Genomic DNA, 24,945 nt, shown 5'->3' with positions numbered 1-24,945 from the left:
GCTCAGCGCGCCCGTGCCAGATCACGTAAAAACTGCAAGGCGTCGGTCGCCAGCGGTTGATACTGATTGAGAATGTCGGCCAGGCCGATCCAGAAAATCCCCATGCCCAAGACCAGGGTCAACGGGAAACCAATCGAGAAGATGTTCAGCTGCGGCGCCGCACGGGTCATCACGCCGAACGCGATGTTGACCACCAGCAACGCGGTAATCGCCGGCAACACCAGCAACAGCGACGCGCCGAAGACCCAGCCCAGGCGCCCGACGATTTCCCAGAAATGATTGACCACCAGCCCCGAGCCCACCGGCAAAGTAGTGAAGCTTTCAGTCATCACCTCAAACGCCACCAAGTGGCCGTTCATCGCCAGGAACAACAAGGTCACCAGCATGGTCAGGAATTGCCCGATCACCGCCGCCGACACACCGTTGGTAGGGTCGACCATGGAGGCGAAGCCCATGCCCATCTGGATCGAGATGATCTGGCCGGCCACCACGAAGGCCTGGAAAAACAGCGTGAGGGAAAACCCCATCAGCGCGCCGATCAGGATCTGTTCGGCAATCAGCAGCAAGGCGCTGAGGTCAATGGCATTGACCGGCGGCATCGGCGGCAAACCCGGCACGATCACCACGGTAATCGCCACTGCGAAGTACAGGCGCACGCGACGTGGTACGAGGGTGGTGCCGAACACCGGCATGGCCATCAACATCGCCGTCACGCGAAACAGCGGCAGGATGAAGGACGCCACCCAGGTGCTGATCTGGGTGTCGGTCAATGCCAGCAACGACTGCATCCGGTCAGCCGATCAACTGCGGAATACTGCCGTACAACTGCAGTATGTATTCCATGAAGGTCTGTACCAGCCACGGGCCAGCCACGATCAGGGTGACCAACATCACCAGCAAACGCGGCAAAAAGCTCAAGGTCTGTTCGTTGATCTGGGTCGCGGCCTGGAACATCGCCACCAGCAGGCCCACCAACAGGCTGGGCACCACCAGCACGGCGACCATCACGGTGGTCAGCCATAGCGCTTCGCGGAACAGGTCGACAGCTACTTCTGGCGTCATCGCGCTATACCCCGCCGAAACTGCCGGCCAACGTGCCGATAATCAGCGCCCAGCCGTCCACCAGCACGAACAACATGATCTTGAACGGCAACGAGATGATCAGCGGCGACAGCATCATCATACCCATGGCCATCAGCACGCTCGCCACCACCAGGTCGATGATCAGGAACGGGATGAAGATCATGAAGCCGATCTGGAACGCGGTTTTCAATTCGGAGGTGACAAATGCCGGCACCAGGATGGTCAGCGGCGCCTGGTCCGGGGTGGCAATGTCGGTGCGCTTGGACAGACGCATAAACAGCTCAAGGTCGCTGGAGCGGGTTTGCGACAGCATGAAGTCCTTGATCGGGCCCTGGGCCTTGTCGATCGCGTCCTGGGCGGTCATTTTCTCCGCCAGGTAGGGTTGCAGGGCTTGTTGGTTCACCTTGTCGAACACCGGCGCCATGATGAACAGCGTCAGGAACAAGGCCATGCCGGTGAGGATCTGGTTCGACGGCGTCTGCTGCAGGCCCAGGGCCTGGCGCAGGATCGAGAACACGATGATGATCCGCGTGAAGCTGGTCATCAGCATGACAAACGCCGGGATAAAGCTCAGCGCGGTCATGATCAGCAGGATCTGCAGGCTGACCGAATACTCCTGCGCGCCGGCCGCGTTGGTGCCCAGCGTGATCGCCGGGATCGACAGCGGATCGGCGCCAAACGCCAATGGCGCCGCCAGCAACAGCATGAGCGTCAATAAAACGCGCATTACTTCTTATCCTTCTGATCCTTGCCCAGCAACTCCATCAGGCGCTGGGCGAATTCTGGCGTGGCGGACTGGCTCTGATCCACGCTCACCGGGGTCTTGAGCACGTGCAGCGGGGTGATGCGACCGGGCGTGATGCCCAGCAGGATCTGCTCCTCGCCCACTTGCACCAGTACCAGCCGATCACGCGGGCCGAGGGCGCGGGAACCGATCATCTCGATTACCTGGCCGTTGCCCGGCCCCACGCGCTGCACGCGGCGCAGCAGCCAGGCCAGTGCGAAGATCAAACCCACCACCAGCAACAGGCCCAGCACCAACTGGGTCAATTGCCCGCCGATGCCGCTGCTCACCACCGGCGTTGCGGCTGCGGTGGCTTGCGCAACCGGCTCAGCCGCCAGGGCGCTCAATGGCAGCGCCAGAAACAGTCCCGCCATCGAATACTTCATCTCAGCGCAACTTCTTGATGCGTTCGCTCGGGCTGATCACGTCGGTCAGGCGGATGCCGAACTTCTCGTTGACCACCACCACTTCGCCGTGGGCAATCAGGGTGCCATTGACCAGCACGTCCAGCGGCTCGCCGGCCAGGCGGTCCAGCTCGATCACCGAACCCTGGTTGAGTTGCAGCAGGTTGCGGATGTTGATTTCGGTGCTGCCGACTTCCATGGAGATCGACACCGGAATGTCGAGGATCACATCCAGGTTCGGGCCATCGAGGGTCACCGGGTCGTTGTTCTTCGGCACGCTGCCGAATTCTTCCATCGGCAGGCGGTTGCCGGCCGGCGCGGTGGCGGCATCAGCGGCCAGCAGCGCATCGATATCGTCTTGGCCGACATCGCCGGTTTCTTCCAGGGCAGCCGCCCATTCGTCAGCCAGGGCCTGGTCTTCGGCGGAAGTGTTTTCGTGTTCGGTAGCCATTACATGTCCTCGGCGGAGCAGAAATTAGTGTTGATCAGCGACGATTGATCGGTTCAACCACTTGAAGAGCCAAGTTGCCCTTGTGGGAACCGAGCTTGACCTTGAATGACGGCACGCCGTTGGCGCGCATGATCATTTCATCCGGCAATTCGACGGGGATGATGTCCCCCGGCTGCATGTGCAAAATATCGCGCAGGCGCAACTGGCGACGGGCCACGGTGGCGCTCAGTGGCACGTCGACATCCAGCAAGTCTTCGCGCAGGGCCTTGACCCAGCGCTCGTCCTGGTCGTCCAGGTCGGACTGGAAGCCAGCGTCGAGCATCTCGCGCACCGGCTCGATCATCGAGTACGGCATGGTCACGTGCAGGTCGCCGCCACCGCCATCGAGTTCGATGTGGAAGGTCGACACCACAATGGCTTCGCTGGGGCCGACGATGTTGGCCATGGCCGGGTTCACTTCCGAGTTGATGTACTCGAAATTGACTTCCATGATCGCCTGCCAGGCTTCCTTCAAGTCGATGAACGCCTGTTCCAGCACCATGCGCACCACCCGCAATTCGGTCGGGGTGAACTCACGGCCTTCGATCTTGGCGTGACGGCCGTCGCCGCCAAAGAAGTTGTCCACCAGCTTGAACACCAGCTTGGCATCCAGGATGAACAGCGCGGTGCCGCGCAGCGGCTTGATCTTGACCAGGTTGAGGCTGGTGGGCACGTACAGCGAGTGCACGTATTCACCGAACTTCATCACCTGCACGCCGCCCACCGCCACGTCCGCCGAGCGGCGCAGCATATTGAACATGCTGATGCGGGTGTAGCGGGCGAAACGTTCGTTGATCATCTCCAGGGTCGGCATGCGTCCACGGACGATGCGATCCTGGCTGGTGAGGTCATAACTTTTGACGCTGCCGGGCTCGGCAGCCATTTCGGTCTGTACCAGACCATCGTCGACGCCATGCAGCAGCGCGTCGATCTCATCCTGGGACAGCAGGTCTTGCACGGCCATGTCGTGATCCTACTGCAATACGAAGTTAGTGAAGAGCGCCTGCTCGACCACGACTTTGCCGAGTTCCTTCTGGGCCACTTCCTGCACGCTGGCGGTGACCTTCTGGCGCAGCATTTCCTGGCCCACCGGGGTGGCAAGTGTGTCGAAGCTCTGGCTGGAGAACAGCATCACCAGGTTGTTACGGATCACCGGCATGTGCACCTTGAGGGCGTCCAGGTCCGAGGCATTACGCGCCAGCAAGGTGATGCTCACCTGCAGGTAGCGTTGGCGGCCGTTCTGGTTGAAGTTGGCGACAAAGGCCGGAAGCATCGGCTCGAAGATTGCCGGTTGCTTGACGTTACTGGCGGTTTCGGCGGCAGGTGCCGGCTTGCTGGCACTGCTGTGCATGATGTACCAGGTGCCGCCGACCGAGGCGCCGATGGCCAGGAGCAGGCCCAGGACTATCAACAGGATAAGCTTGAGCTTACCTTTGCCTGCGGGTGCTTTTGCTGCGTCGTCGCTCTTCGCCATGCCAATAATCCGTCACTATTCGGGGATTCATAGATCTACGGAAAGGCAAGAGCAAGTGTTATGCCAGAGTTGTCTGGTGGATTTGGAAGTGCGTGCCGATATCTGCCACGCAACAGATCCCCTGTGGGAGCGGGCTTGCTCGCGAATGCGGTTTATCAGTAACAGATATGCTGACTGATCCACCGCATTCGCGAGCAAGCCCGCTCCCACATTTGGGCCTGCGCAACGTTCAAATCAGGCGTAGTAGTCGACGGCGCTGGTACCGATCACGGTTGAGGTGACCGGCGCCACGGCTTCAGCCACATCAATGTGATTACCACTGTCGCCGTTATCCCCGCCACGCCCACCGCTGCGGCTCACGCCACCGGTCTGGGCCTGTTGCTGCTGTTGCTCCTGGCCACGGGACTGGTCAGAGACGTTGACGTCCACCTGCCCCATGCCCTGCTGAGCGAACATCTCCCGCAAACGGCCGGACTGGCTTTCCAATGCTTCACGCACCACCGGGTGGGCGCTCATGAAGTTGACCTGGGCTTGCTGGTCGGCGGTCATGTTGACCTTGATATCCAAGCGACCGAGCTCGGCTGGCTGCAACTGGATCTCCGCCGACTTAAGGTTGGCGCTGGAGAGGTACATCACGCGGTTGACGATTTCGTCGGTCCAGCCGCTCTGGTGCATGGCCAATGGCGCATTGGTCACCGGCGGCAAAGCGTTGGCGGTTTTTGGCGTGGCGGCCTGGGTCAATGCCGCCAGGCGGTTGGCGAAGTCATCGACACGGGTGTCGCTGCTGGCGTTCTTCAGGTCTTTGAGGCCGTCTTCGATCAGCCCGCCGAAGGCCTTGTCGCCGCCCGTGTCAGTGCTGTCCTTGGTGGCTTGCTGGTCGACCATATTGGCCAGGCCGGCGGCAAAGTTCTGTGCGGCGGTGGGTTGATCCTGGGTCGGGGCCGGGGCGGTTTTGGCCTGGGCCTGGCTGCTGGCCGAGACGTGACCGCCCTGCTCCATCGCCAGGCGCACGGCGGGCATGGCGTCCAAAGGATCGGCCTCCGGATCGAAGACTGGCTTGGCTTCTTCGGTCGCCGCTACCGGTGCCGCGACCACCGGCTGGGCCTTGTCATCCTTGGCCGTGGTGACAGGCGCCGGGGTTTCCACCGGCACTGGCACAGCTACCGGAGTGACGGTGGCAATCAGGGCCGGGTCGACCACCGGGTCAGCCGGAGGCTGCTGCACCAGGGTCGGGTCGGTTGGCGCCTCGTCATCTTTGCTGGCGCTGTCGTCGGTCTTGGCCGGCGGGGTGGCAGGCAAGGGTTTGCCGCTATCGGCAACGGCTGGCGTGCTAGCGGCAGGTTTGTCGCTGCTTGCCACTGGCTTGGCGCTGGCATCGGAGGACTTGCCAGCGGTGGGCTTGGGCGAGTTGTCGTCGGACTTGACCGTGGGTTTGGAAGCCTGGTTGGCGAACACTTGAGCGAAGCCAGGGCCCTTGTCCCGTGGGTCCGCAGCCACTGCCGGTGGGTTGGCGGCGGGCGCTTGAGGCTTGGCCGCGGGGGCAGCCTGAAGGAGCGAATTGGGGGCGACTGGCATAGGTAAAGGTCTCCACTGCATGGGGGTCGGGGATGCAGTATTGGGAGGTAGAGCAAGAGTTGGGCCAGGTATGAGTTGGGGTTGGTTTTATTGAGTACATATCCGTTATTTGGGTAACGGCCGGTATTGGTTCCGCTCTTACAGCGGCTCACTTTTGAAAAGCGCAGAAGTAAGCAAAACGCTCTTGCCCCAACACTCGGCACCTCGCTCACGCTCGGTGTGCCCGTAATCCGACAGTGATTTGGGGGGCCGCCTAAGATCAAAATCAAAAACAGAGCCAGAGCCAGAGCTGAGTTAGATCTGCTTTCTGTGGGAGCTGGCTTGCCTGCGATGGCATCAACTCGGTATGCCTGATGTACAGAGTCGCCTGCATCGCAGGCAAGCCAGCTCCCACATTTGACCGAGTTAGACCAAACAATACCGGTCGGCTCTAAGGCCGCCGCGCTTTTGATTTTGATCTTAGGCGCCCCGTCAAACACGCTGGCCGAACGCAGGCTTTGGAGCGTGGGTAACCCGGCAGGACGCCGGGTTAGCCGCGCTGGGCCAAGGATGGCCCATCGCGGCGGCCCACGCTCCAAAGCCGGAGTGAGGGCACACCGAGCCTAGGCGAGGTGCCGAGTGTTGGGGCGAAGACCTTTTGCTTACTTTTGGGTCTTTCCAAAAGTGAGCCGCCGTAAGGGCGGAACCCTAAGCAGCCGTTACCGCAGCAACGGATATGTACTCAACAAATCATCAAATCTGAAACCGCTGCCGCTCCGACTCATACAACGGCTTAACCAACGCAAACTCCCGATCAATCTGATCCACCAACTCCCCCAGATCCCCAACCGCAGGCCCAACAGACTCAGCCTCCAACCGCTGACACAACTGCGCCAACCGCACCGCCCCAAGGTTCCCACTGCTCCCCTTGAAACTATGCGCAATCCGCCCCAACGCCTTCGCATCATCCCTAGCCTTGCGCAACGCCTCGACGCGCTTCTGGGAATCATCAAGAAAGGTATCCAGCAACTTCGGATACTCGCCTTCCATGACTTCCTGCAAACCCGACAGCACCTGCGGGTCCAGATGTAGATCAACCACTTGCTCGCTCCTTGATCAAGAATCGGCGGATTATGCCAGAGCCCCCCAGCAAAACTCCACGCACACACTGCGCCCGCCATCCGACCAGCCTACATGGCTGCTCAACTGACGGACCAGGCTCAAGCCCCGGCCAGACAGACGGTCGATATCCAGCGGCCGCGCCAGCACCTGGTCCACATCAAACCCCGGACCGCTGTCTTCGATACGCAGGGTCATCCTCCCGCCCGCCTCAGTCGGCACCACCTGCACATGCACCCGGATATACCCGCTGTCGAGTTGCGCCAGGCGGTCATTACGCTGGCGGTAATACTCGGCAAATCCCAGGGCATCACGCTTTAGCCGCGAATCCAGCCCCAGCACCCCATGCTCAAGGGCATTGGAATACAACTCGGCCATCACGCTGTACAACGCCCCGCTCTGCTCGCGCAGACCATGGATTTCCAGCAACAGTTGCAGCAGATACGGCAACGGGTTGTAGCGTTTCAAGGTTTCGGCGCGGAACTCGAAACTCACCGACCAATCCAGCGGGCACGACTGCCCGCTGTCCGCATACAACGGCCCGGAGGCACGCAGTGGCTGGCCAGGCTGCAAGGTGATTTCCACCAGGCTCACGTCATCGCGCACTTCACTGCGAAACGCTGCCAGGGCCTGTTCGATCTCTTCAAACAAACGATCAGGCTCGCGATTGGCGGCAAACACCTGCTGCAAACGTTCGGCGCCGAACAGTTGGTCGTTGGCATCGGCGGTATCCAGCACCCCATCGGACAACAGGAACACCCGGTCGCCCAGGGCCATCGGCCAGACTTCAGTACGATCATCAAAGGCTTCGGCCGACAGCACCCCCAACGGCAAATGCCGCGATTCCAGCGGCGTGCGTTTGCCGGTGGCGATTTCATGCACGTAGCCTTCGGGCATGCCGCCGTTCCATACCTCCACGACTCGCCGCTGCGTGCTCAGGCACAACAGGGTGGCGCAGCAGAACATGTCCACCGGCAGGATGCGCTTGAGCTTGGCGTTCATCTCGCGCAGGGTCTGTGCCAGGCCGTAGCCCTTGGCCGTCATGCCGTAGAACACTTCAGCCAGGGGCATGGCCCCCACCGCCGCCGGCAGGCCATGGCCGGTGAAGTCACCAAGCAGCACGTGCATATCGCCGGACGGCGTATAGGCGGCCAGTAGCAAGTCACCGTTAAACAGCGCATAGGGCGATTGCAGGTAACGGATATTCGGCGCGGCATTGATGCAGCCCGAATGCGCGACCTTATCGAACACCGCCTTGGCCACCCGCTGCTCATGCAGAAGATAGTCGTGATGCTTGGCGATCAGGTCGCGCTGTTGCAGGACCGTGGCCTGCAACCGGCGCAGGCGGTCCATGGCGTTGATCTTCGCCGCGAGAATCAGCTGGTTGTAGGGTTTGGGCAGGAAGTCATCGCCGCCGGCATCCAGGCACTGGGCCAGGGCTTCGCTCTCGCGCAGGGAGGTGAGAAAAATCAGCGGCACCAGCTCTTCACCTGCCAACTGCTTGATCCGGCGTGCCGCTTCAAAGCCGTCCATCACCGGCATCAGCGCGTCCATCAACACCAGTTGCGGTCGCTCACGGGTAAACACTTCGACTGCCTCAGCGCCGTTAGTGGCCGTGAGCACCTGATGCCCCTGGCGCCGGATGATGGTCGACAGCAACAGCAGGTCGGCGGCGCTGTCTTCGGCGATCAGGATCGTCAGCGGTTCGATGATCGGGGCCAGGGCGCTCAACTGATGTCGAACAGTTTGTCGAAGTTGGAGATGGCGAGGATCTTGCGCACGTCGGAGTTGCTGTTGATCACCTGAACTTCAGCATTATCGCCACCGGCATGGTCGCGCAACAGCAGGAGCATGCCCAGCGCGGAACTGTCCATGTAGGTGGCCTCTTTCAGGTCGACGACGTACAACTCAGGCACTTTATAGAAACGCTCGTAGGCATCACGAAACGCCTGATGGCTGCCGAAATCAAACCGGCCCTTGACCGCTATCGTCAACTTCGTCCCGTCCAGGGATACTTCTGACTCGACTGACATGCGACTGCTTCCTTGTCATTGGCAATGACACAAGGTTTAGCAGGAGAAGGAGATGTGGGCAACTTTCAATAGACGTCTTTGCGCGGCATGCGCTGAGACAGCTCGTCGAGCAACTTCTGCTCGCGCTTATCTTCCAGCGCCCGCGCTTCGTCGATATAGCGCTGCACCAGTTTGCGCAGGCCTTCAACCCGGGCAAACGCCGCTTGCCAGCTTTCGCGGGCTTTATCGAGGTTGTTCTGGTGCCAGGCCAGGCTTTGGCGCTGCTGGCCAACGGCCGTTTCCAGTTGATTGAGAAAGCCCTGGTAGCCCATCAGCCACTGGCCCGAGACACCTTTGGAGCCCCGCTCGATCCACTGCTGCTGGTACTCGCCACGAAAGCGCTCGAGGTCGCCCAGCTTGCTTTCCGCCAAGCGCACCTGGCCCTGGAAGTAACCCAGGCGCTGCACGGCGGTTTTCTCGGCCTTTTCGGCCATGTCCACCACCGGTGCCAGGCGCGCGGCGCGGCTGTTGGCCATGGCTTAGCCGCCCGGCGCCGGGGCGAAGATCGACTGCAGGTGCGCTTCGCTTTCGCCCATGCTGATCTTGTCGTTGAGGCCCTGGCGCAGGTAGGTCACCAACTGCGGTTGCAGGGCAATGGCCAGGTCGGTGTCGCGATCGCCGCCCGCCACGTAGGCGCCGACGCTGATCAGGTCACGGCTCTGTTGGTAGCGCGACCACAACTGCTTGAACTGTTGCGCACGGATCATGTGTTCCGGCGTCACCACGGCCGGCATCACCCGGCTGATGGACGCTTCGATATCGATGGCCGGGTAGTGACCCTCTTCAGCCAAGCGCCGCGACAGCACGATGTGACCGTCGAGCACGCCCCGCGCCGAGTCGGCAATCGGGTCTTGCTGGTCATCGCCTTCGGACAGCACCGTGTAGAACGCGGTGATCGAGCCGCCCCCGGCTTCGGCGTTACCGGCACGCTCCACCAGTTTGGGTAGCTTGGCGAACACCGACGGCGGATAGCCCTTCGTGGCCGGCGGTTCGCCGATGGCCAGGGCGATTTCCCGCTGGGCCTGGGCGAATCGGGTCAGCGAGTCCATCAGCAACAAGACATTCTTGCCCTTGTCACGGAAATATTCGGCGATGCGCGTGCAGTACATGGCGGCGCGCAGGCGCATCAACGGCGCATCGTCCGCCGGGGACGCGACGACGACCGAGCGCTTGAGGCCCTCTTCACCGAGGCTGTGCTCGATGAATTCCTTTACCTCGCGGCCCCGTTCGCCGATCAGCCCGACCACGATGATGTCGGCCTCGGTAAAGCGCGTCATCATGCCCAGCAGTACTGATTTACCTACGCCGGTACCGGCAAACAGGCCCAGACGCTGGCCACGGCCGACCGTCAATAATCCGTTGATGCTGCGAATGCCCACGTCCAGCGGCACGCTGATGGGGTTACGGTTGAGCGGGTTGATGGTGGGGCCGTCCATCGGCACCCAGTCTTCGGCCTTCATGCCGCCTTTGCCATCCAACGCGCGACCAGCGCCGTCAAGTACACGGCCGAGCATGCTCATGCCCATCGGCAGGCGGCCGGTGTCGGCCAAGGGCACCACGCGAGCGCCGGGAGCAATGCCCGCCAAACTGCCCACAGGCATCAGGAAAATCTTGCTGCCGGAAAAGCCCATCACTTCGGCTTCGACCTGCACCGGGTGGTAGCTGTCGTCGTTGATCACCATGCAGCGGCTGCCCATGGCGGCGCGCAGGCCTTCGGCTTCGAGGGTCAGGCCGACCATGCGCAGCAGGCGCCCTTCAAGGATCGGCTGGCCAGGCAACTCGGCGGCTTCGGCATAACCGCTCAAGCGCTTGGCGAAGCTGGTGCGATCAAGGCGCATCGGGGGCGTCCAGGTCCACGCTCAGATCAGGCTCGGCAGGGTTCAACACCTGCTCATGGGCCTGATCCAACAGCTTGGCCATGATCTGGCTGATGCGGGTTTCCACCGTGGCATCGATGCGACTGTGTTCGGTCTCGACGCGGCAACCACCGGGTTGCAGCGACGCGTCCTCGACAATGCGCCAGGTTTCTTCATGGCGCTCGCGCAGGGCTTTGACCTGTTCGAAATCCTGCGGATTGATGTACAGCCGCACATTACCGACGCCCAGGGGCAGCAGCTTGAGGGCTTCGCGCATCACGCTTTCGATATGACTGGAGTCCAGCACCAGCTCGCGCTGAATCACCTGGCGGGCGATGTGCTGCACCAGCTCGACCATGGCTTTTTCGATCTGCGCATCCTGCTCGGCGATAGGATCGAACAGCCCGCCCATCAAGCGTTCCAGGCTGGCCAGTTTGACGCTCAGCGCCTCCTCGGCTTCCTGGCGGACCTTGAGGGTGGTGCTGCGAAAACCATCTTTTTCACCTGCCGCGAAGCCCTCGTTGTAGGCCTCCTGGCGGATGGCTTCCAACTCTTCCAGGGTCAGTGGCTGGACTTCATCCAGCGGCACTTCTTCCATTTCCGCCGGTGGCTCTTCAACCGGTTCAGGCTCGGGCTCGGGCACATGCGGATCGAAGCTGGGCAACGACCAGATGTCGAACCCACCGACGTCCCGTGCGCGAATCAGATCGCTGGGCGCCTCATCTTTGTTCGACATGAGAGGCGCCTTAGATCATTTCTTCGCCGCCCTTCCCGCCGAGAACGATTTCTCCGGCTTCGGCCATACGGCGGGCAATGGTGAGGATTTCTTTCTGCGCGGTTTCCACGTCGCTGACGCGTACCGGGCCTTTGGCTTCCAGGTCGTCGCGCAACAGTTCCGAGGCGCGCTTGGACATGTTCTTGAAGATCTTTTCCTTGACGCCTTCGTCCGATCCCTTGAGGGCCAGCACCAACACATCGGAGGACACTTCGCGCAGCAACGCCTGGATGCCACGGTCGTCGACATCGGAAAGGTTGTTGAACACGAACATGAGGTCTTCGATCTGGCCGGACAGGGTGTCGTCGATCTCGCGGATCGAGTCCATCAACTGGCCTTCGACCGAGCTGTCCAGGAAGTTCATGATGTCGGCCGCACGCTTGATACCGCCCAGGGTGGTACGCGAGGCATTCGAGTTGCCGGAGAACTGCTTCTCCAGAATCGTGTTGAGTTCTTTCAGGGCCGCCGGCTGCACGGTGTTCAGCGACGACACACGCAGGATGATGTCCAGGCGCACTTTATGGTCGAAGTGGCCGAGCACTTCACCGGCCTGGTCCGGGTCGAGGTAGGCCACCACGATCGCCTGGATCTGCGGGTGCTCGTAGCGGATCACGTCGGCCACGGCGCGCGGCTCCATCCATTTCAGGCTGTCGAGGCCGCTGGTGTTGCCACCGAGCAGGATGCGGTCGATCAGGCCGTTGGCCTTGTCTTCGCCCAGGGCCGAGGTGAGCATCTTGCGGATATAGCTGTCGGAGCCGACACCCAGGCTGGTCTGGTCGCCGACGATCTCGACGAACTCGCTCATCACCTGCTCGACTTGCTCGCGGTGCACATTGCGCATCTGCGCCATGGCCACGCCGACACGCTGAACCTCTTTGGGGCCCATGTGGCGCAGCACTTGGGCGGCGTCGGTTTCACCGAGGGACAGCAGCAGGACTGCGGCTTTGTCGACCTTGGTGAGCTTGGCAACAGCGGCTCGATTATCACTCATCTGCGTTGATCCACTCTTTCACGACCTGGGCCACACGGCCCGGGTCTTCTGCCACCAGACTCTTGATTGCGTTCAGCTGAGCGTCGTAACCCTCGCTCGGGCTTGGCAACAGGATGCTTTGCGGGCCGCCGAGGCTGACGCGGTCGTTGGCCAGTTCGCCGTCGAGGCCGCCCATGCCACCCAATTCCACGTCGCCACCGGCCAGGGCCAGCTGTTTCTTGCCGTTGCCGGTGATGTTGTTGAGCACCGGACGCAGCACACCGAACACCAGCACCAGGATGAACAACACACCCAGCACTTGCTTGACGATGTCCCAGAACCACGGCTGCGAGTAGAACGACGGTTCAGCGATCACTTCGCCACGCTCGGCGGAGAACGGCATGTTGATCACGCTGACACTGTCACCCCGGCTGGCGTCAAAACCCACGGCGTCCTGCACCAGGCGAGTGAAGCGCGCCAATTCGTCGGCGGTCCAGGGGGCACGGGTAACGGCGCCATCGGCGGCATTGACCTTGACTTGGTCATCCACCACCACCGACACCGACAGGCGATTGACGCGGCCCTGTTGCTGCTTGGTGTGGCTGATGGAACGGTCGAGCTCGAAGTTCTTGGTGGACTGGTTACGTTTGTCCGCCGGGTACGGGGCGAGCATCGGCTGGCCGGTGGCCGGGTCCATGATCTGCTGGCCGTTGGCGTCCAACAATGGCTGGCCTGGCTGGATCGCGCCAGCGCTGGCAGTAGCGCCACCGGTAGTTTGCGGCGCAGAAGCCGGGGCTGGCGGCTGGTTGCTCAGGGCACCCGGTACACCTTGCGGCGGACCATTGGCGGCGGTGCGTTGTTCGCTGGTGGACTGTTCGCTGCGCAAAGCAGGCTGGTCCGGGTTGAACTGCTCGGAGGTCGACTCGACGGCGCTGAAATCCACATCGGCCGACACTTCAGCCTTGTAGCGGTCGTTGCCCAGCACCGGTTGCAGGATGTTGTGCACCCGCTGGGTGAGCATGCTTTCGACGCGGCGGCTGTAGTCAAACTGCTTGCCGGCTTGAGTCAGCGCGGAGTTTTCGCCCTGGTCGGAGAGCAGGTTGCCCTTCTGGTCGACCACAGTGATCTGGGATTTGCTCAGTTCTGGCACGCTGGTGGCGACCAGGTTGACGATCGCCAGGACCTGGCCAGGCTCCAGGGAGCGGCCGGCAAACAGCTCAACCAAGACCGAAGCACTTGGTTTGCGCTCGTCGCGCACAAATACCGAGCTTTTCGGAATGGCCAGGTGCACGCGGGCGCCCTTGACGTTGTTCAGGCTGGAGATGGTGCGCGCCAGTTCGCCTTCCAGGCCACGACGGTAGCGGGTGGCTTCCATGAACTGGGAAGTCCCCAGGCCCTGGTCCTTGTCGAGGATCTCGAAACCGATGTTGCTGTCGGACGGAGTCACGCCGGCGGCGGCGAGTTTCATGCGCGCACGGGCCACATCGTCGGCCTTGACCAGCAGGGCACCGGAGTTGGGCTCCACGGTGTAGGCGATGTCGGCGGCGGCCAGGGTTTCCATGATCTGCTTGGAGTCCATGCCCGCCAGGCTGCCGTACAGCGGCCGGTAATCAGGTTGCTGCGACCACAACACCACGGCAAAACCAATCGCCACGCTCGCTGCCAGGCCGACCATCAGGCCCACCTGACGCAGCATGGTCATTTCGGAGAGGTTTTCCAGGAACGACAGGCCAAACAGCGGCGGCTTGCCGTCTGCCTTGGCGGGTGCGTTGTCCACGACTGCTTCTGCCATGACTTAAATCTCGTCCTTAAACCGGCATCTGCATGATGTCTTGGTAGGCCTGAACCAGCTTGTTACGCACTTGGGTCAGGGCCTGGAAGGAAACGCTGGCTTTTTGCGAGGCGACCATCACATCGGTGAGGTCCACACCGCTTTTGCCAATTTCAAAGGCGTTGGCCAACTGGCTCGAGGCTTGCTGGGTGTCACTGACTTTGTTGATGGCCTGGCCGAGCATATCGGCGAAGCTGCTTTGGCCCAATTCCGGCGCTGGCGCGACGGATTTCGGTTGAGCCATGGCATCCATTTGCATGGAGCGCATATCCAACATCAACCGATTGAACTCAATACCCTGGCTCATGAACTTCTCTCTCCGACAACCCGCATGTTTTTTGACGCTACGCCGCAATTACTAAGGGAGGTAGCAACAAGGGTGCCAGCTCTGTACCAACTCGTAAGAAAAGGCGACAAACCTTGTCGACCTTGTTACCGGTTATGTGGCGAACAGATACGCTTCCACATCCATCCCGGCATCACGCATCTGCGCCAGCTTGTAGCGCAAGGTGCGCGGGCTGATACCCAGACGTTCGGCAGCCTCTTTGCGACGGCCGCGCTCGGAGCGCAGGGTGTCGATGATCATCTGGAATTCACGGCGACGCAGGTCATCGCCCAAGGCGCCAGCGGTCTCGGTTTCGACCACCACGGGCGCCGGCGCCAGGGTCGGCAGCGGTGCGACACCACTGCCCATGGCCAGGCAGAAATCCTGGGGCTGGATCAACCCGCCCTGTTGCAGGATCAACGCGCGCTGGATCGCGTTATCCAGTTCACGCACGTTGCCCGGCCATGGGTAGGCGATCAGGCAGGCTTGGGCCTCGGCCGACAGGCGCGCCTGGGCATGCTTCATTTTTTTGACGTGGTTGTTCAGCAGGCGCTCGGCCAGCGGAATGATGTCTGCCGGGCGTTCGCGCAATGGGCGCCAGGCCAGCGGGAATACCGAGAGCCGGTAGAACAAGTCTTCACGGAAACGCCCCGCCGCCACTTCGCCCGCCAGGTCGCGGTTGGTGGTGGCGACTACACGGATATCCAACTGGATCGGCTTACGCGCGCCGACGCGCTCAACCTCACGCTCCTGCAGCACCCGCAGCAACTTGGCTTGCAGGCCCAGGGGCATTTCCGAAATCTCATCGAGCAGGATGGTGCCGCCGTCAGCCTGCTCGAACTTGCCTGCCTGGGCTGCGATGGCGCCGGTGAACGAACCCTTTTCGTGACCGAACAGCGTCGCCTCGAGCATGTTGTCAGGGATCGCCGCGCAGTTGATCGCGATAAACGGCTGCTTGGCGCGGGTCGATTGCTGATGGATGTAACGTGCCAGCACCTCTTTGCCCGTGCCGGACTCGCCGGAAATCAACACAGTGGAATCGCTGCGCGCCACGCGGGCCGCCAGCTCCAGCAATTGTGCACTGGCCGGCTCAAAGGCAATCGGGCCTTCGCCTTCGTTGGCCGAGATCACACCCAAGGCATGCCGCGCGACGAGTTCGATCAAGGCTTTAGGCTCGAAGGGTTTGACCAGGTAATCCGCCGCGCCCTGGCGCATGGCGTCGACCGCACGCTCGACGGCGCCGTGGGCGGTCATCAGCAGCACCGGCAACTGCGGCTGACGCGCCCGCAGCAGACCGAGCAATTGATGACCGTCCATGCCCGGCATATTCACATCACTGACCACCAGGCTGAAGGACTCCTGCTCCACCGCCTCCAAGGCGTCCTCGGCAGAACCGACCGCCCGGTAGTCATGGCCCGCCAACAGCAGCGTGTCAGCCAATGCTTCACGCAGGGCGCGATCGTCTTCCACCAACAGAACCTTGATAGCCATAACTACTCCGCGCTTGCCGCGCTGGAAAACAGCGGCAAGGTCATCAATGCACAGGTGCCACGCCCAACGCGGGAATGCAGCTGCAATTCTCCCTGATGAGCACGTGCCACTGCCTTGACCACGGTCAGGCCCAGGCCCGTACCGTTGGTCTTGGTGGTGAAAAACGGTTCGCCTAGGCGCTGCAACACAGCAGGCTCGATACCACTTCCGTTGTCGCTGATGCACAGGCGCAGGTTTTGCCCACGGTTGTACAGGTGCACCTTGAGCCGTGCGCCGGGGCCGCTGGCCTGGGTGGCGTTTTCGATCAGGTTGAGCAGCGACCCCACCAGCGTGTCGCGGTTGCACAGCAACTCACCGAGATGGCTGTCGCACTGCCAGCGCACCTGGACGTCCTGAATATGGGTGGCGGCCGCTGCTTGCAGGGCCTGCATCAACGCGGACGGCGTGATGCGGTCGGTGAGCGGCAATTCGCCACGGGCAAACACCAGCATGTCACGCACCTGGTGCTCCAACTCATGCAGACGCTCCTTGAGGCGACCGGCAAAACGTTGATGGGTGGCGGCGGGCAATTGCTCATCAGTCAAATGACTGGCGTAGATCAGGGCAGCCGACAGCGGCGTGCGGATCTGATGCGCCAAAGAAGCGACCATGCGCCCCAGGGACGACAAACGCTCATGCCGCGCCAACTGGTCTTGCAGGTGACGGGTTTCAGTCAGGTCGTTGAGCAGCACCAGTTGACCCGGCTCCGCGTCCAGGGAACGGGTGGCGATGGACAAACGGCGGCCGTCTTTCAGGGAAATTTCGTGACCGTCATCTTCACGCGGCGCAAAGCAGCGGGTGATGACATGCCGCCACAGCTCGCCTTCCAGCGGCAGCCCAAGCATGTCGCAGGCCGCCGGGTTGGCTTCGCGCACACGGCCTTCTTCGTCGATGACGATCACACCGCCGGGCAGCAGTGACAGCAGGTTTTGCAGACGGTTGGCCAGGCGCTCTTTCTCGGCCAGCTCTTCCATGCGCTGTGCGCTGACCACCGCCAACTCGCCTTTAAGCTCGGACACCCGAGCTTCAAGCAGGCTGTAGGAATCGGTCAATTGGCTGGACATCTGGTTGAACAGCGAAAAGGCCTGTTCCAGGCCCTGGCGACTTTGCTGTTCTACAGAAGGAACCAGCCCCGCAATGGCAGGACTGGAAGAGTGTTGGGCGGCGTGGGGCATCATGCTCTCTCGCTTGGCTGACCGTCAGTTAAACGGAACGTTGCGAGGGCTGTAGCAATACCCGTGCCTAAAAAAATAGGCTTAGTTTTCAGTCAGTTGAAAAACAGGCGTCAATCATCCGCCTGTTCATCACCTTCTTTGCGGCTCATACCGTACTTGCGCATCTTCTCCACCAGAGTGGTTCGACGGATGCGCAGGCGTTCGGCGGCACGGGCGACGATGCCGTTGGCGTCGTCCAGAGCCTGCTGGATCAGGCCTTGTTCCAGGTTGCCGAGGTAGTCCTTCAAGTCCAGGCCTTCGGGCGGCAGCATGGCAGTGGAACCGAAGTCCGGGGTATGGCCGTTGATGGCTACCCGTTCTTCCATATCGCTGCGCAGGCTGTCGACCAGCTGCTCGTCTTCATCGTCGACGTAGCGGAATTTCTTCGGCAGCTCGACCACACCGATCACGCCGTAGGGGTGCATGATCGCCATGCGCTCCACCAGGTTGGCCAGCTCGCGCACGTTGCCCGGCCAGCCGTGGCGGCACAGGGACATGATCGCGGCAGAGTTGAAACGGATAGAGCCGCGCTTTTCGTGCTCCATGCGCGAGATCAGTTCGTTCATCAGCAGCGGGATGTCTTCCACGCGCTCGCGCAGCGGGGCCATCTCGATCGGGAATACGTTGAGGCGGTAGTACAGGTCTTCACGGAAGCTGCCGACCTCGATCATGCTTTCGAGGTTCTTGTGGGTGGCCGCGATGATGCGCACGTCGACGCTCTGCGTCTTGTTGCTGCCCACGCGCTCGAAGGTACGCTCCTGCAGCACACGCAGCAGCTTGACCTGCATCGGCAGCGGCATGTCGCCGATTTCGTCGAGGAACAGCGTGCCGCCGTTGGCCAACTCGAAACGCCCGGCACGGCTGGTGATCGCGCCGGTAAAGGCGCCCTTCTCATGGCCGAACAGTTCGCTTTCAAGCAGCTCTGCCGGGATCGCCCCGCAATTGACCGGCACAAATGGCCCGTCGCGGCGCTTGGAATGATAGTGCAGGTTGCGCGCGACCACTTCCTTGCCGGTGCCGGACTCGCCGAGGATCAGCACGCTGGCGTCGGTGTCGGCCACTTGCTGCATCATCTGGCGCACGTGCTGGATGGCACGGCTAGTGCCGACCAGGCTGCGGAACAGGTTGGGTTCGCGATGGCGACCGCGCTCGCGGGCCTGGTCGTACATCTCGCGGTAGACCTGGGCACGGTGCAGGGAATCGAGCAGTTTGCTGTAGCTGGGCGGCATTTCCAGGGTGGAAAGCACCCGGCGGCGCTGGTCTTCGGGTAGGTCGACGGAAGAAATATCGCCCATCAGCAACACGGGAAGGAACTCATCCCAGGTTGACAGTGTCTTTAACAAGCCCAAAACAGCGCCAGGAGCGTTTACCGTCCCGATCAGCACACAAATGACTTCACGGCTCGATGACAATGAGCTGACCGCCTGCTGCCAATCATGGCTGCCGCAGGGCAGATTTTCTTCGCCAAGAAAATTCAAAATCACCGCTAAATCGCGGCGGCGGACGCTATCGTCATCAATCAGCAGAATTTTGGTTTCACGCCACATGCAATAGCAACTTCCCTAGTTAACTCAAATGCCCTCGAGTCGGGGCAATCTAGATGGCTGTAGGTTTTTTCTGCCTGCAGCCGTCTGAATTCTGAAAACAGCACTAGTTAAGTCAAAAAATCGCGCGCAGTCAAATTTATGACGCGCGTTCGGATTAACTGAGCCAGTTCAGCCGAACAGATGGTAAACCTTTGACGCATTTTTCGCTTGGTTGATCTGCGACATCTCTTCGAAAATCGCCTGGCGTTCGCCAGTCGTCACCTCAAGCAACTGCTGATAAACCGCCAGCAGGCTTTCAAGCTTTTCGCGCAACGCATCCTCATCGACCGGCGCTTCACTGAGCACCTGCTCGATGACGTCGCGACAGCCCATGTCCAGTTCGCCAATGGCGTCCCAGTTACGGTCCGCCAGCGCGCCCATCAGCGCCTCACGGGTTTCATCAATGCGTTGCAATGCTTGACTCATGACGTATTCCTCAAGGCCTTCAGGCCTTTTTCTGCTGCGCCTTATTCGGTGACAGCCGGCGCTGCGATGGCATCCCAGCCCTCTTTTACGGTAATCAGCAAACGCGCCACTTCGTCGATCATGTCGGCATCGTTGTGCAGGTTTGCTTCCATCAGACGGTTGGTCATGTACGCATACAGACTTTCCAACTGCTGGACGTAAGCCGGGTTATCACTCTTTTCCGCATCCAGGCCGTCACGCAGGCCGATCACGATGTCGATTGCCTTGCCGAGCATCAGGCCCTTGGTCGCGATGTCGCCGCGCGCCAACGCGCCTTTGGCCTGGGCCATGCGGTCGAGGCCGCCTTCCATCAGCATCTGCACCAGACGATGAGGGCTGGCTTCGGAGATCTGAGCATGGGAATTGACCTTCTGGTATTGGCGAAGGGCTCTCATGGGATTCATGTTTCTACCTCGTGACAGGCGACAGCGAAAAGGGTTTCAGTAACCAATATGTCGACTGGGTCGCAAAAAGCTTTAGCGCCAGTCGTCCTCCGATACAAAAAGGCCAGGCAGGTTGCCTGGCCTTTTGCGTCAGTTGGAATCAACTGTTGGTTTTAGGGTTGTTCAAGGCGTTGAGCGTGGTCATGACGCTGGTGCTTTGTTGGCGCAATTGGGCGACCAGGGTATCCATGGCGTTGTACTTGTCGGACAGGCTCTTGGTCAGCAGGTCCATGCGTTCGTTCAAGGTTTCCTGCTGCTTGCCCAGGTCTTTCAGGCTGTCAGACAGCGAGGTGGAACGCGTGGCCAAAACACCCGTGGTCGCCTTGGCGAAGTCATCGGTCGCGCTTTTCATGCGCGCCAACATGCCGTTCTTGCCGGTAAACATGCTGTTGATGTCGGCCGCGTTGGTTTTAACCGCTGCATCCCACTTCTTGTCATCCATGGTCAGCAACCCGGTCGTGGAGCTGGTGCTCACGCCGAATTGAGCCAAGGACTTGAAAGTGCCAGTGCCGGAGATCGTATTGAATTCATTTCGGATCGCAGCCTGCAGCGAACGCATGGTCGAGTCGCCCGTGAGCGCCGCCGCGGTGGTGCTACCGTCCAGGTTCTTGGTGATCTTGGTTTCGGCGTTCATCGCCGTGATCAAGGCGTTGTAGCTATCGATGAAGCCCTTGACGCCGGATTTCAAAGCGGTGTTGTTGGTGCTGACCGTGATCAGCGTTGCGGTGCGTTCCGCTGTAGGGCTGGTGTCGCCAACCGTCTTGGTCGGGGAAACCGACACCAACTTGATATTCACGCCACTGAGCGCGCCTTCGATATTGTTCGTCTTGGAAACCGACGCAACGCCATCGATGCTGTACAGCGCATCCTTTGGAGGATCAACAACCGTGGAACCTACATCCAGCCCGGAAGTACCCGACAACGTCAAATCCGAACCTGTACCCATGGTGGTTGAGGTGAGGATCAGCCGCGAACCATTGGAGTCAGTCTGAATGTTGGCACTCAGGCCAGAGGTACCGAACTGGGTGTTGATCGAATCGCGCACCTGCTGCAAGGTCGCGCCGGCCGGGATATTGACGTCGTAGTTCTTGCCCGACTGACTGATGGTCAGGGTCGTTGGCTTGTCGGTAGCGTTGACCACCGTCGACGTGCCGCCGGCGAAGTTCTTGGTTGACAGCTTGGACGCCTGGGCCAGCTGGCTGACGATCAGCCGGAAACTGCCGTTCGACGCCGTGTTGCTCGCCGTCATCGTGGCGACCTTTTCATCCGACGATGAGCCGGTCAAGCCCGTGAAGCTGGAGCTGGCGGTCATGTTGTCCAGCGCGCCGCGGAAGGCGTCCAGCGCCGCCTGAATCTTGCCGATCGAAGACAGCGTGGTGGTCGCCTTCTGGGACGCGGTATTGATCTGCGTCTGCTTGGGCACCTTTTCGGCGTCCACCAAGGACTTCACGATCGCTTGCGTATCGATATTCGAACCGATACCACTTACCGTTGAACCCGCCATCTTCGTTTCTCCTGTTCGGTGGCTGCCGTTATCTTGACTGGTTATGCCTCAAGACAAGACAGCAACAAGTTTCATGCCAGCTCACGCCTTGTCGTCAAACAACACGTTGCTTGCGCTGGATAGGCTTTGTGCCAGCTTCAATGCCGTTTCCGACGGAATCTGGCGGATCACTTCACCGCTGTCGGTGGCGATGACCTTGACCACCACGCGATGGGTGGAATCATCAATGGAAAAATCCAGTTTGCGCTGGGCCGCTTGTACGAATTCGCGAATATCAGTAACTGCTTTTTCCAGGTCAGCTCGCTCAGGCTCTTTACCTGTTGCAGCGACTTCCTGGACTTTCGGGATGCTTTTGTCAGTCACTGCCTGGGTAGGCGGGTTCTGCGATGCAACCGGCGGATAAGACTGGTTCAGCTTTACACTCATGTCCATGTCCAATCTCCTCTAAACCGAAAAAACGGAAGGGCACGTAGACGCGCCCTTCCGTTAGTTACCAAGCGCTGGGATTACTGAAGCAGCTTCAGTACAGCGGATGGCAGCTGGTTAGCCTGCGACAGGATCGCGGTGGAAGCCGATTGCAGGGTCTGTTGCTTGGTCAGTTCGGCGGTTTCGGAAGCGAAGTCGACGTCCTGAACGGTGGAACGTGCAGCGGTGGAGTTCTTCTGAATGTTCTGCAGGTTGTCTGCAGTGGTAGTCAGACGGTTCTGGGTAGCACCCAGGCCCGAACGCACGCTGTCGATGGTGCCGATGGCCTTGTCGATAACGGACAGGGCGTTTTGCGCGTTGTTGGCGTCGGTCACGTCGGTTTGAGCAACAGCAGTCTTGGTGGAAGACTTCTGAGCAGCGCCGAACAGGTCAGTTACCGAAGTACCGGTAGCGCCGTTTGCCAGGGAGTAGCCTTTGGACGAGTCCAGGGAGATCTGGCCAGTGGCAATGATCACGCCAGCAGCAGCGGCAGCCAGAGGAGTAGCGGCAGCAGCGTATTTGCCAGCGCCATCTTTCACGTTAACGCTGATAGCGTCGCCGCCAGCTGCGTCGGTGGTGAACTTGATGTTCTCGCCCGAATCGGATTTGACTTCCAGGGTGCCCTTGGCTTCGTCGTAGTTAACGCTGACGCCCAGTTTGGCAGCGTTGGACTTCAGTTGGTCAGCCAGGTCAGCGGTGCTGGTTACGCCGACGAATTTAACGCTGGCACTGCCGACACCGATGGTGAAGTTAGCTGGAACACCTGGAACAGCTGGAACAACCGGAGGACCTGGCTGAGCAGGAGTACCCTTGGTTTTAGCTTCGTCAACCGAGAACTTGACTTCGGTGCTGGCGGTAGCGCTCAGGCCACCGATAGCGCCGTTCAGGCCGGCAGCGATAGTCTTGGCGGAGTCACCAGCAGCGATAGCAACGTTTGCCGACTGACCGTTACCGGTGATGGCGATCGAACCAACCGCTACGCCAGTGGCGTTAGGGGTTTGAGCGGCGGATTTGATCTGCTGCGAACCAATGTTGTTGGCTGCAACGTTTTCCAGGCTCAGGTTGATGGTTTCGTTGGCGTTGGCGCCAACCTGGATAGCTTTGGTACCGTACGAACCGTCCAGCAGCTTCTGGCCACCGAAAGTAGTGGTTTGCGAGATACGGGTCAGTTCCGAAGTCAGAGCCTGGTATTCGTCGTTGTTCGACTTACGGTCGTCAGGGCTGAGCGAGCCAGTAGCGGAAGACAGAGCCAGGGTACGCATTTTTTGCAGGATGTCGGTCGAAGCCTGCATCGCGCCTTCAGCGGTCTGAGCGATCGAGATACCGTCGTTCACGTTTTTGACTGCTTGGCCCAGGCCGTTGATTTGGCTGGTCAGGCGGTTAGCGATCTGCAGGCCGGCAGCGTCGTCTTTAGCGCTGTTGATACGCAGGCCGGAAGACAGGCGCTGCATAGAAGTGGCCAGGGCGCCGCCAGCTTTGTTCAGGTTGCTCTGAGTAGTGATCGAAGCAATGTTGGTGTTTACTGTTAAAGCCATGACGAAATCCTCGTTGGATGGATACTGCGGCTTCCGGCCCTGGCAACCGCCGGGTGTGGCCTGAGAACCTACGTAATAGTTATCGTCGTGGTAGCCGGTTGCTTGAGGATTTTTTTTGATTTTTTTACTGGCGCCGTGCCACCCCTTGCAATTCAAGGGTTTACGCGGGCGCGAAACCCCGTTTTCATTGGGTTTTCTGGCGCCAAATAAAAAACGCCGAAACTCTTTCGAGCCTCGGCGTTTTTTTGTTGAAGCTATCAAGGCCTCAAGGGCGATAGAGAATCGCCGAGCCCCACGACAGGCCTACACCAAAACCGCTGATGGCGACGCGCTTCCAGGTGGCGTCCATCACGTGCTTTTCCAGCAGCAGCGGAATGCTCGACGACACGGTATTGCCGGTCTCGACCATGTCCTTGATGAACTTGTCCACCGGCGCATCTTCAAAGCGACGCGCCACGGCGTCGACAATCGCCGCACTGCCCTGGTGAATGCAGAACGCGTCAATCTCGTCAGCCTTCAGGTCCGACTCATTGAGCAGCTCATGCAAGTGCGCCGGCACTTTGAGCAGTGCGAAGTTGAACACCTGACGACCGTTCATGAAGAACACGCCATCACTGACCTTCAGGTGCGGCGCACCGGAACCGTCGGTGCCGAACTTCGACTTGCCCAGCAGCCACGGCGCATCTTCGCCCATCCAGGTAGCTGTGGCGGCATCGCCGAACAGCATGGTGGTGTTACGGTCTTGCGGGTCGACAATTTTCGAATACGGATCGGCGGTGATCAACAGGCCGTTTTTCAGGCCGGCGGCTTCCATGAAGCCCTTCATCGCGTAGATGCCGTAGACGTAGCCGGAGCAGCCCAGGGAAATATCGAAGGCCGCGACGTGAGTCGGCAGACCGAGCTTGTCCTGGACGATGGCCGCCGTGTGCGGCAAGCCCTCTTCATCGCCGTTCTGAGTGACGACGATCAGCGCGTCAATCGACTCGCGTTTCAAATCCGGGTTGTTGGCAAACAAAGCGTTGACCGCCTCGACACACAGATCAGAGGTTTCCTGCGCGGCTTCCTTGCGCGGCAGGAACGCCGAACCGATCTTGCCAATGATGAATTCTTCATCCTTGGCGAATTTGGCACCCTGGGCGTAGTTATCGATCCCGTCTGCCGGCACGTAACTGGCGATGCTTTTTATGCCAATCATTGTGGCTTCCCAATACTAAATAGCTGGAGAACACCCCTGGGCCACGCCCGGAGTGCTGACAATAAAGGGGATAACCCCATAAAAATCTCGCTGAAAGCCGCCTCGCAAGGACCCTGTGACGACTTATCCTTTTCACACGATACAGTGAAGATGCGCTTTATGACTCACAGGTCACTCAATTTTGTGTGCTTTGTGCAAAACCTTCAAACAATTAAATCCCAGAAACGACAACGGCCCGCCCTGTTTCCAGAGCGGGCCGCTTGACGTAAAG

At 60.4% G+C, this 24,945-nt stretch carries 26 protein-coding genes; all 26 read right to left on the bottom strand.

The window, feature by feature from the left end; translation table 11 throughout:
- Nucleotides 1–2: 2 nt before the first annotated feature.
- Nucleotides 3–788, bottom strand: a complete 786-nt coding sequence (fliR, locus tag ACP7BX_RS11430; RefSeq protein ID WP_016976564.1) for a flagellar biosynthetic protein FliR — start codon at nucleotides 786–788, stop codon at nucleotides 3–5.
- Nucleotides 789–792: 4 nt separating this feature from the next.
- Complete coding sequence (fliQ, locus tag ACP7BX_RS11425; protein ID WP_010208761.1) at nucleotides 793–1,062, bottom strand: flagellar biosynthesis protein FliQ; 270 nt, start codon at nucleotides 1,060–1,062, stop codon at nucleotides 793–795.
- A 4-nt stretch (nucleotides 1,063–1,066) separates the two neighbouring features.
- Nucleotides 1,067–1,810 (bottom strand): flagellar type III secretion system pore protein FliP, encoded by a 744-nt coding sequence (fliP, locus tag ACP7BX_RS11420; RefSeq protein WP_016976565.1) that lies wholly within the window; start codon nucleotides 1,808–1,810, stop codon nucleotides 1,067–1,069.
- Complete coding sequence (gene fliO / locus ACP7BX_RS11415) at nucleotides 1,810–2,253, bottom strand: flagellar biosynthetic protein FliO (protein ID WP_033900767.1); 444 nt, start codon at nucleotides 2,251–2,253, stop codon at nucleotides 1,810–1,812. The genes fliP and fliO overlap by 1 nt, the downstream gene beginning before the upstream one ends.
- A 1-nt stretch (nucleotide 2,254) precedes the next feature.
- Nucleotides 2,255–2,722, bottom strand: a complete 468-nt coding sequence (fliN, locus tag ACP7BX_RS11410; protein ID WP_033900765.1) for a flagellar motor switch protein FliN — start codon at nucleotides 2,720–2,722, stop codon at nucleotides 2,255–2,257.
- Nucleotides 2,723–2,756: 34 nt separating this feature from the next.
- Nucleotides 2,757–3,725: a flagellar motor switch protein FliM gene (gene fliM / locus ACP7BX_RS11405; protein WP_027603859.1), complete on the bottom strand. Its 969-nt coding sequence runs from the start codon at nucleotides 3,723–3,725 to the stop codon at nucleotides 2,757–2,759.
- 9 nt (nucleotides 3,726–3,734) lie between these two features.
- Nucleotides 3,735–4,235: a flagellar basal body-associated protein FliL gene (gene fliL / locus ACP7BX_RS11400; RefSeq protein ID WP_033900763.1), complete on the bottom strand. Its 501-nt coding sequence runs from the start codon at nucleotides 4,233–4,235 to the stop codon at nucleotides 3,735–3,737.
- A 234-nt stretch (nucleotides 4,236–4,469) separates the two neighbouring features.
- Nucleotides 4,470–5,810 carry a flagellar hook-length control protein FliK gene (locus ACP7BX_RS11395; protein WP_426126509.1) on the bottom strand — a complete coding sequence of 447 codons (1,341 nt, stop codon included), beginning with the start codon at nucleotides 5,808–5,810 and terminating at the stop codon, nucleotides 4,470–4,472.
- Nucleotides 5,811–6,542: 732 nt separating this feature from the next.
- On the bottom strand, nucleotides 6,543–6,890 hold the full coding sequence (locus ACP7BX_RS11390) for an Hpt domain-containing protein (protein WP_314528980.1): 348 nt from the start codon (nucleotides 6,888–6,890) through the stop codon (nucleotides 6,543–6,545).
- Between the two features lie 30 nt (nucleotides 6,891–6,920).
- Complete coding sequence (locus ACP7BX_RS11385; RefSeq protein ID WP_426126507.1) at nucleotides 6,921–8,639, bottom strand: ATP-binding SpoIIE family protein phosphatase; 1,719 nt, start codon at nucleotides 8,637–8,639, stop codon at nucleotides 6,921–6,923.
- Nucleotides 8,636–8,941: an STAS domain-containing protein gene (locus ACP7BX_RS11380; protein ID WP_033900756.1), complete on the bottom strand. Its 306-nt coding sequence runs from the start codon at nucleotides 8,939–8,941 to the stop codon at nucleotides 8,636–8,638. The genes ACP7BX_RS11385 and ACP7BX_RS11380 overlap by 4 nt, the downstream gene beginning before the upstream one ends.
- A gap of 65 nt (nucleotides 8,942–9,006) precedes the next feature.
- Nucleotides 9,007–9,456 (bottom strand): flagellar export protein FliJ, encoded by a 450-nt coding sequence (gene fliJ, locus ACP7BX_RS11375; protein ID WP_016975640.1) that lies wholly within the window; start codon nucleotides 9,454–9,456, stop codon nucleotides 9,007–9,009.
- Between the two features lie 3 nt (nucleotides 9,457–9,459).
- Nucleotides 9,460–10,818 carry a flagellar protein export ATPase FliI gene (gene fliI / locus ACP7BX_RS11370; protein ID WP_010208746.1) on the bottom strand — a complete coding sequence of 453 codons (1,359 nt, stop codon included), beginning with the start codon at nucleotides 10,816–10,818 and terminating at the stop codon, nucleotides 9,460–9,462.
- Nucleotides 10,808–11,572 (bottom strand): flagellar assembly protein FliH, encoded by a 765-nt coding sequence (gene fliH / locus ACP7BX_RS11365; RefSeq protein WP_269131562.1) that lies wholly within the window; start codon nucleotides 11,570–11,572, stop codon nucleotides 10,808–10,810. The genes fliI and fliH overlap by 11 nt, the downstream gene beginning before the upstream one ends.
- Before the next feature lie 10 nt (nucleotides 11,573–11,582).
- Nucleotides 11,583–12,602 carry a flagellar motor switch protein FliG gene (gene fliG / locus ACP7BX_RS11360; RefSeq protein ID WP_010563975.1) on the bottom strand — a complete coding sequence of 340 codons (1,020 nt, stop codon included), beginning with the start codon at nucleotides 12,600–12,602 and terminating at the stop codon, nucleotides 11,583–11,585.
- Nucleotides 12,595–14,373, bottom strand: a complete 1,779-nt coding sequence (gene fliF / locus ACP7BX_RS11355; protein WP_028617328.1) for a flagellar basal-body MS-ring/collar protein FliF — start codon at nucleotides 14,371–14,373, stop codon at nucleotides 12,595–12,597. The genes fliG and fliF overlap by 8 nt, the downstream gene beginning before the upstream one ends.
- A 16-nt stretch (nucleotides 14,374–14,389) precedes the next feature.
- On the bottom strand, nucleotides 14,390–14,719 hold the full coding sequence (gene fliE, locus ACP7BX_RS11350) for a flagellar hook-basal body complex protein FliE (protein WP_015885194.1): 330 nt from the start codon (nucleotides 14,717–14,719) through the stop codon (nucleotides 14,390–14,392).
- Nucleotides 14,720–14,851: 132 nt separating this feature from the next.
- Nucleotides 14,852–16,228 carry a sigma-54-dependent transcriptional regulator gene (locus ACP7BX_RS11345; protein WP_033900750.1) on the bottom strand — a complete coding sequence of 459 codons (1,377 nt, stop codon included), beginning with the start codon at nucleotides 16,226–16,228 and terminating at the stop codon, nucleotides 14,852–14,854.
- Between the two features lie 2 nt (nucleotides 16,229–16,230).
- Nucleotides 16,231–17,442 carry a sensor histidine kinase gene (locus ACP7BX_RS11340; protein WP_426126838.1) on the bottom strand — a complete coding sequence of 404 codons (1,212 nt, stop codon included), beginning with the start codon at nucleotides 17,440–17,442 and terminating at the stop codon, nucleotides 16,231–16,233.
- A gap of 110 nt (nucleotides 17,443–17,552) precedes the next feature.
- A complete protein-coding gene (locus tag ACP7BX_RS11335) occupies nucleotides 17,553–19,028 on the bottom strand; it encodes a sigma-54 dependent transcriptional regulator (RefSeq protein ID WP_033900748.1) in 1,476 nt (491 codons plus the stop codon).
- A gap of 168 nt (nucleotides 19,029–19,196) precedes the next feature.
- Complete coding sequence (gene fliT / locus ACP7BX_RS11330; RefSeq protein WP_028617332.1) at nucleotides 19,197–19,493, bottom strand: flagellar protein FliT; 297 nt, start codon at nucleotides 19,491–19,493, stop codon at nucleotides 19,197–19,199.
- 41 nt (nucleotides 19,494–19,534) lie between these two features.
- Nucleotides 19,535–19,936 (bottom strand): flagellar export chaperone FliS, encoded by a 402-nt coding sequence (gene fliS, locus ACP7BX_RS11325; protein WP_269131565.1) that lies wholly within the window; start codon nucleotides 19,934–19,936, stop codon nucleotides 19,535–19,537.
- Between the two features lie 139 nt (nucleotides 19,937–20,075).
- Complete coding sequence (gene fliD / locus ACP7BX_RS11320; protein ID WP_426126502.1) at nucleotides 20,076–21,479, bottom strand: flagellar filament capping protein FliD; 1,404 nt, start codon at nucleotides 21,477–21,479, stop codon at nucleotides 20,076–20,078.
- An 81-nt stretch (nucleotides 21,480–21,560) separates the two neighbouring features.
- Nucleotides 21,561–21,911 (bottom strand): flagellar protein FlaG, encoded by a 351-nt coding sequence (locus ACP7BX_RS11315; protein ID WP_426126500.1) that lies wholly within the window; start codon nucleotides 21,909–21,911, stop codon nucleotides 21,561–21,563.
- 74 nt (nucleotides 21,912–21,985) lie between these two features.
- Entirely contained in the window at nucleotides 21,986–23,479 is a 1,494-nt protein-coding gene (locus ACP7BX_RS11310; RefSeq protein WP_426126499.1) for a flagellin, read from the bottom strand.
- Between the two features lie 265 nt (nucleotides 23,480–23,744).
- Nucleotides 23,745–24,674 carry a ketoacyl-ACP synthase III gene (locus ACP7BX_RS11305; protein ID WP_314529004.1) on the bottom strand — a complete coding sequence of 310 codons (930 nt, stop codon included), beginning with the start codon at nucleotides 24,672–24,674 and terminating at the stop codon, nucleotides 23,745–23,747.
- Nucleotides 24,675–24,945: the final 271 nt, after the last annotated feature.

Origin of the sequence: Pseudomonas sp. DWP3-1-3b3 (genome assembly GCF_049896305.1) — a bacterium.
GTDB lineage: Bacteria > Pseudomonadota > Gammaproteobacteria > Pseudomonadales > Pseudomonadaceae > Aquipseudomonas > Aquipseudomonas azotoformans_A.
Note: the sequence above shows the minus strand (reverse complement) of the source record. Positions and strands in the feature narration are given on the sequence as shown.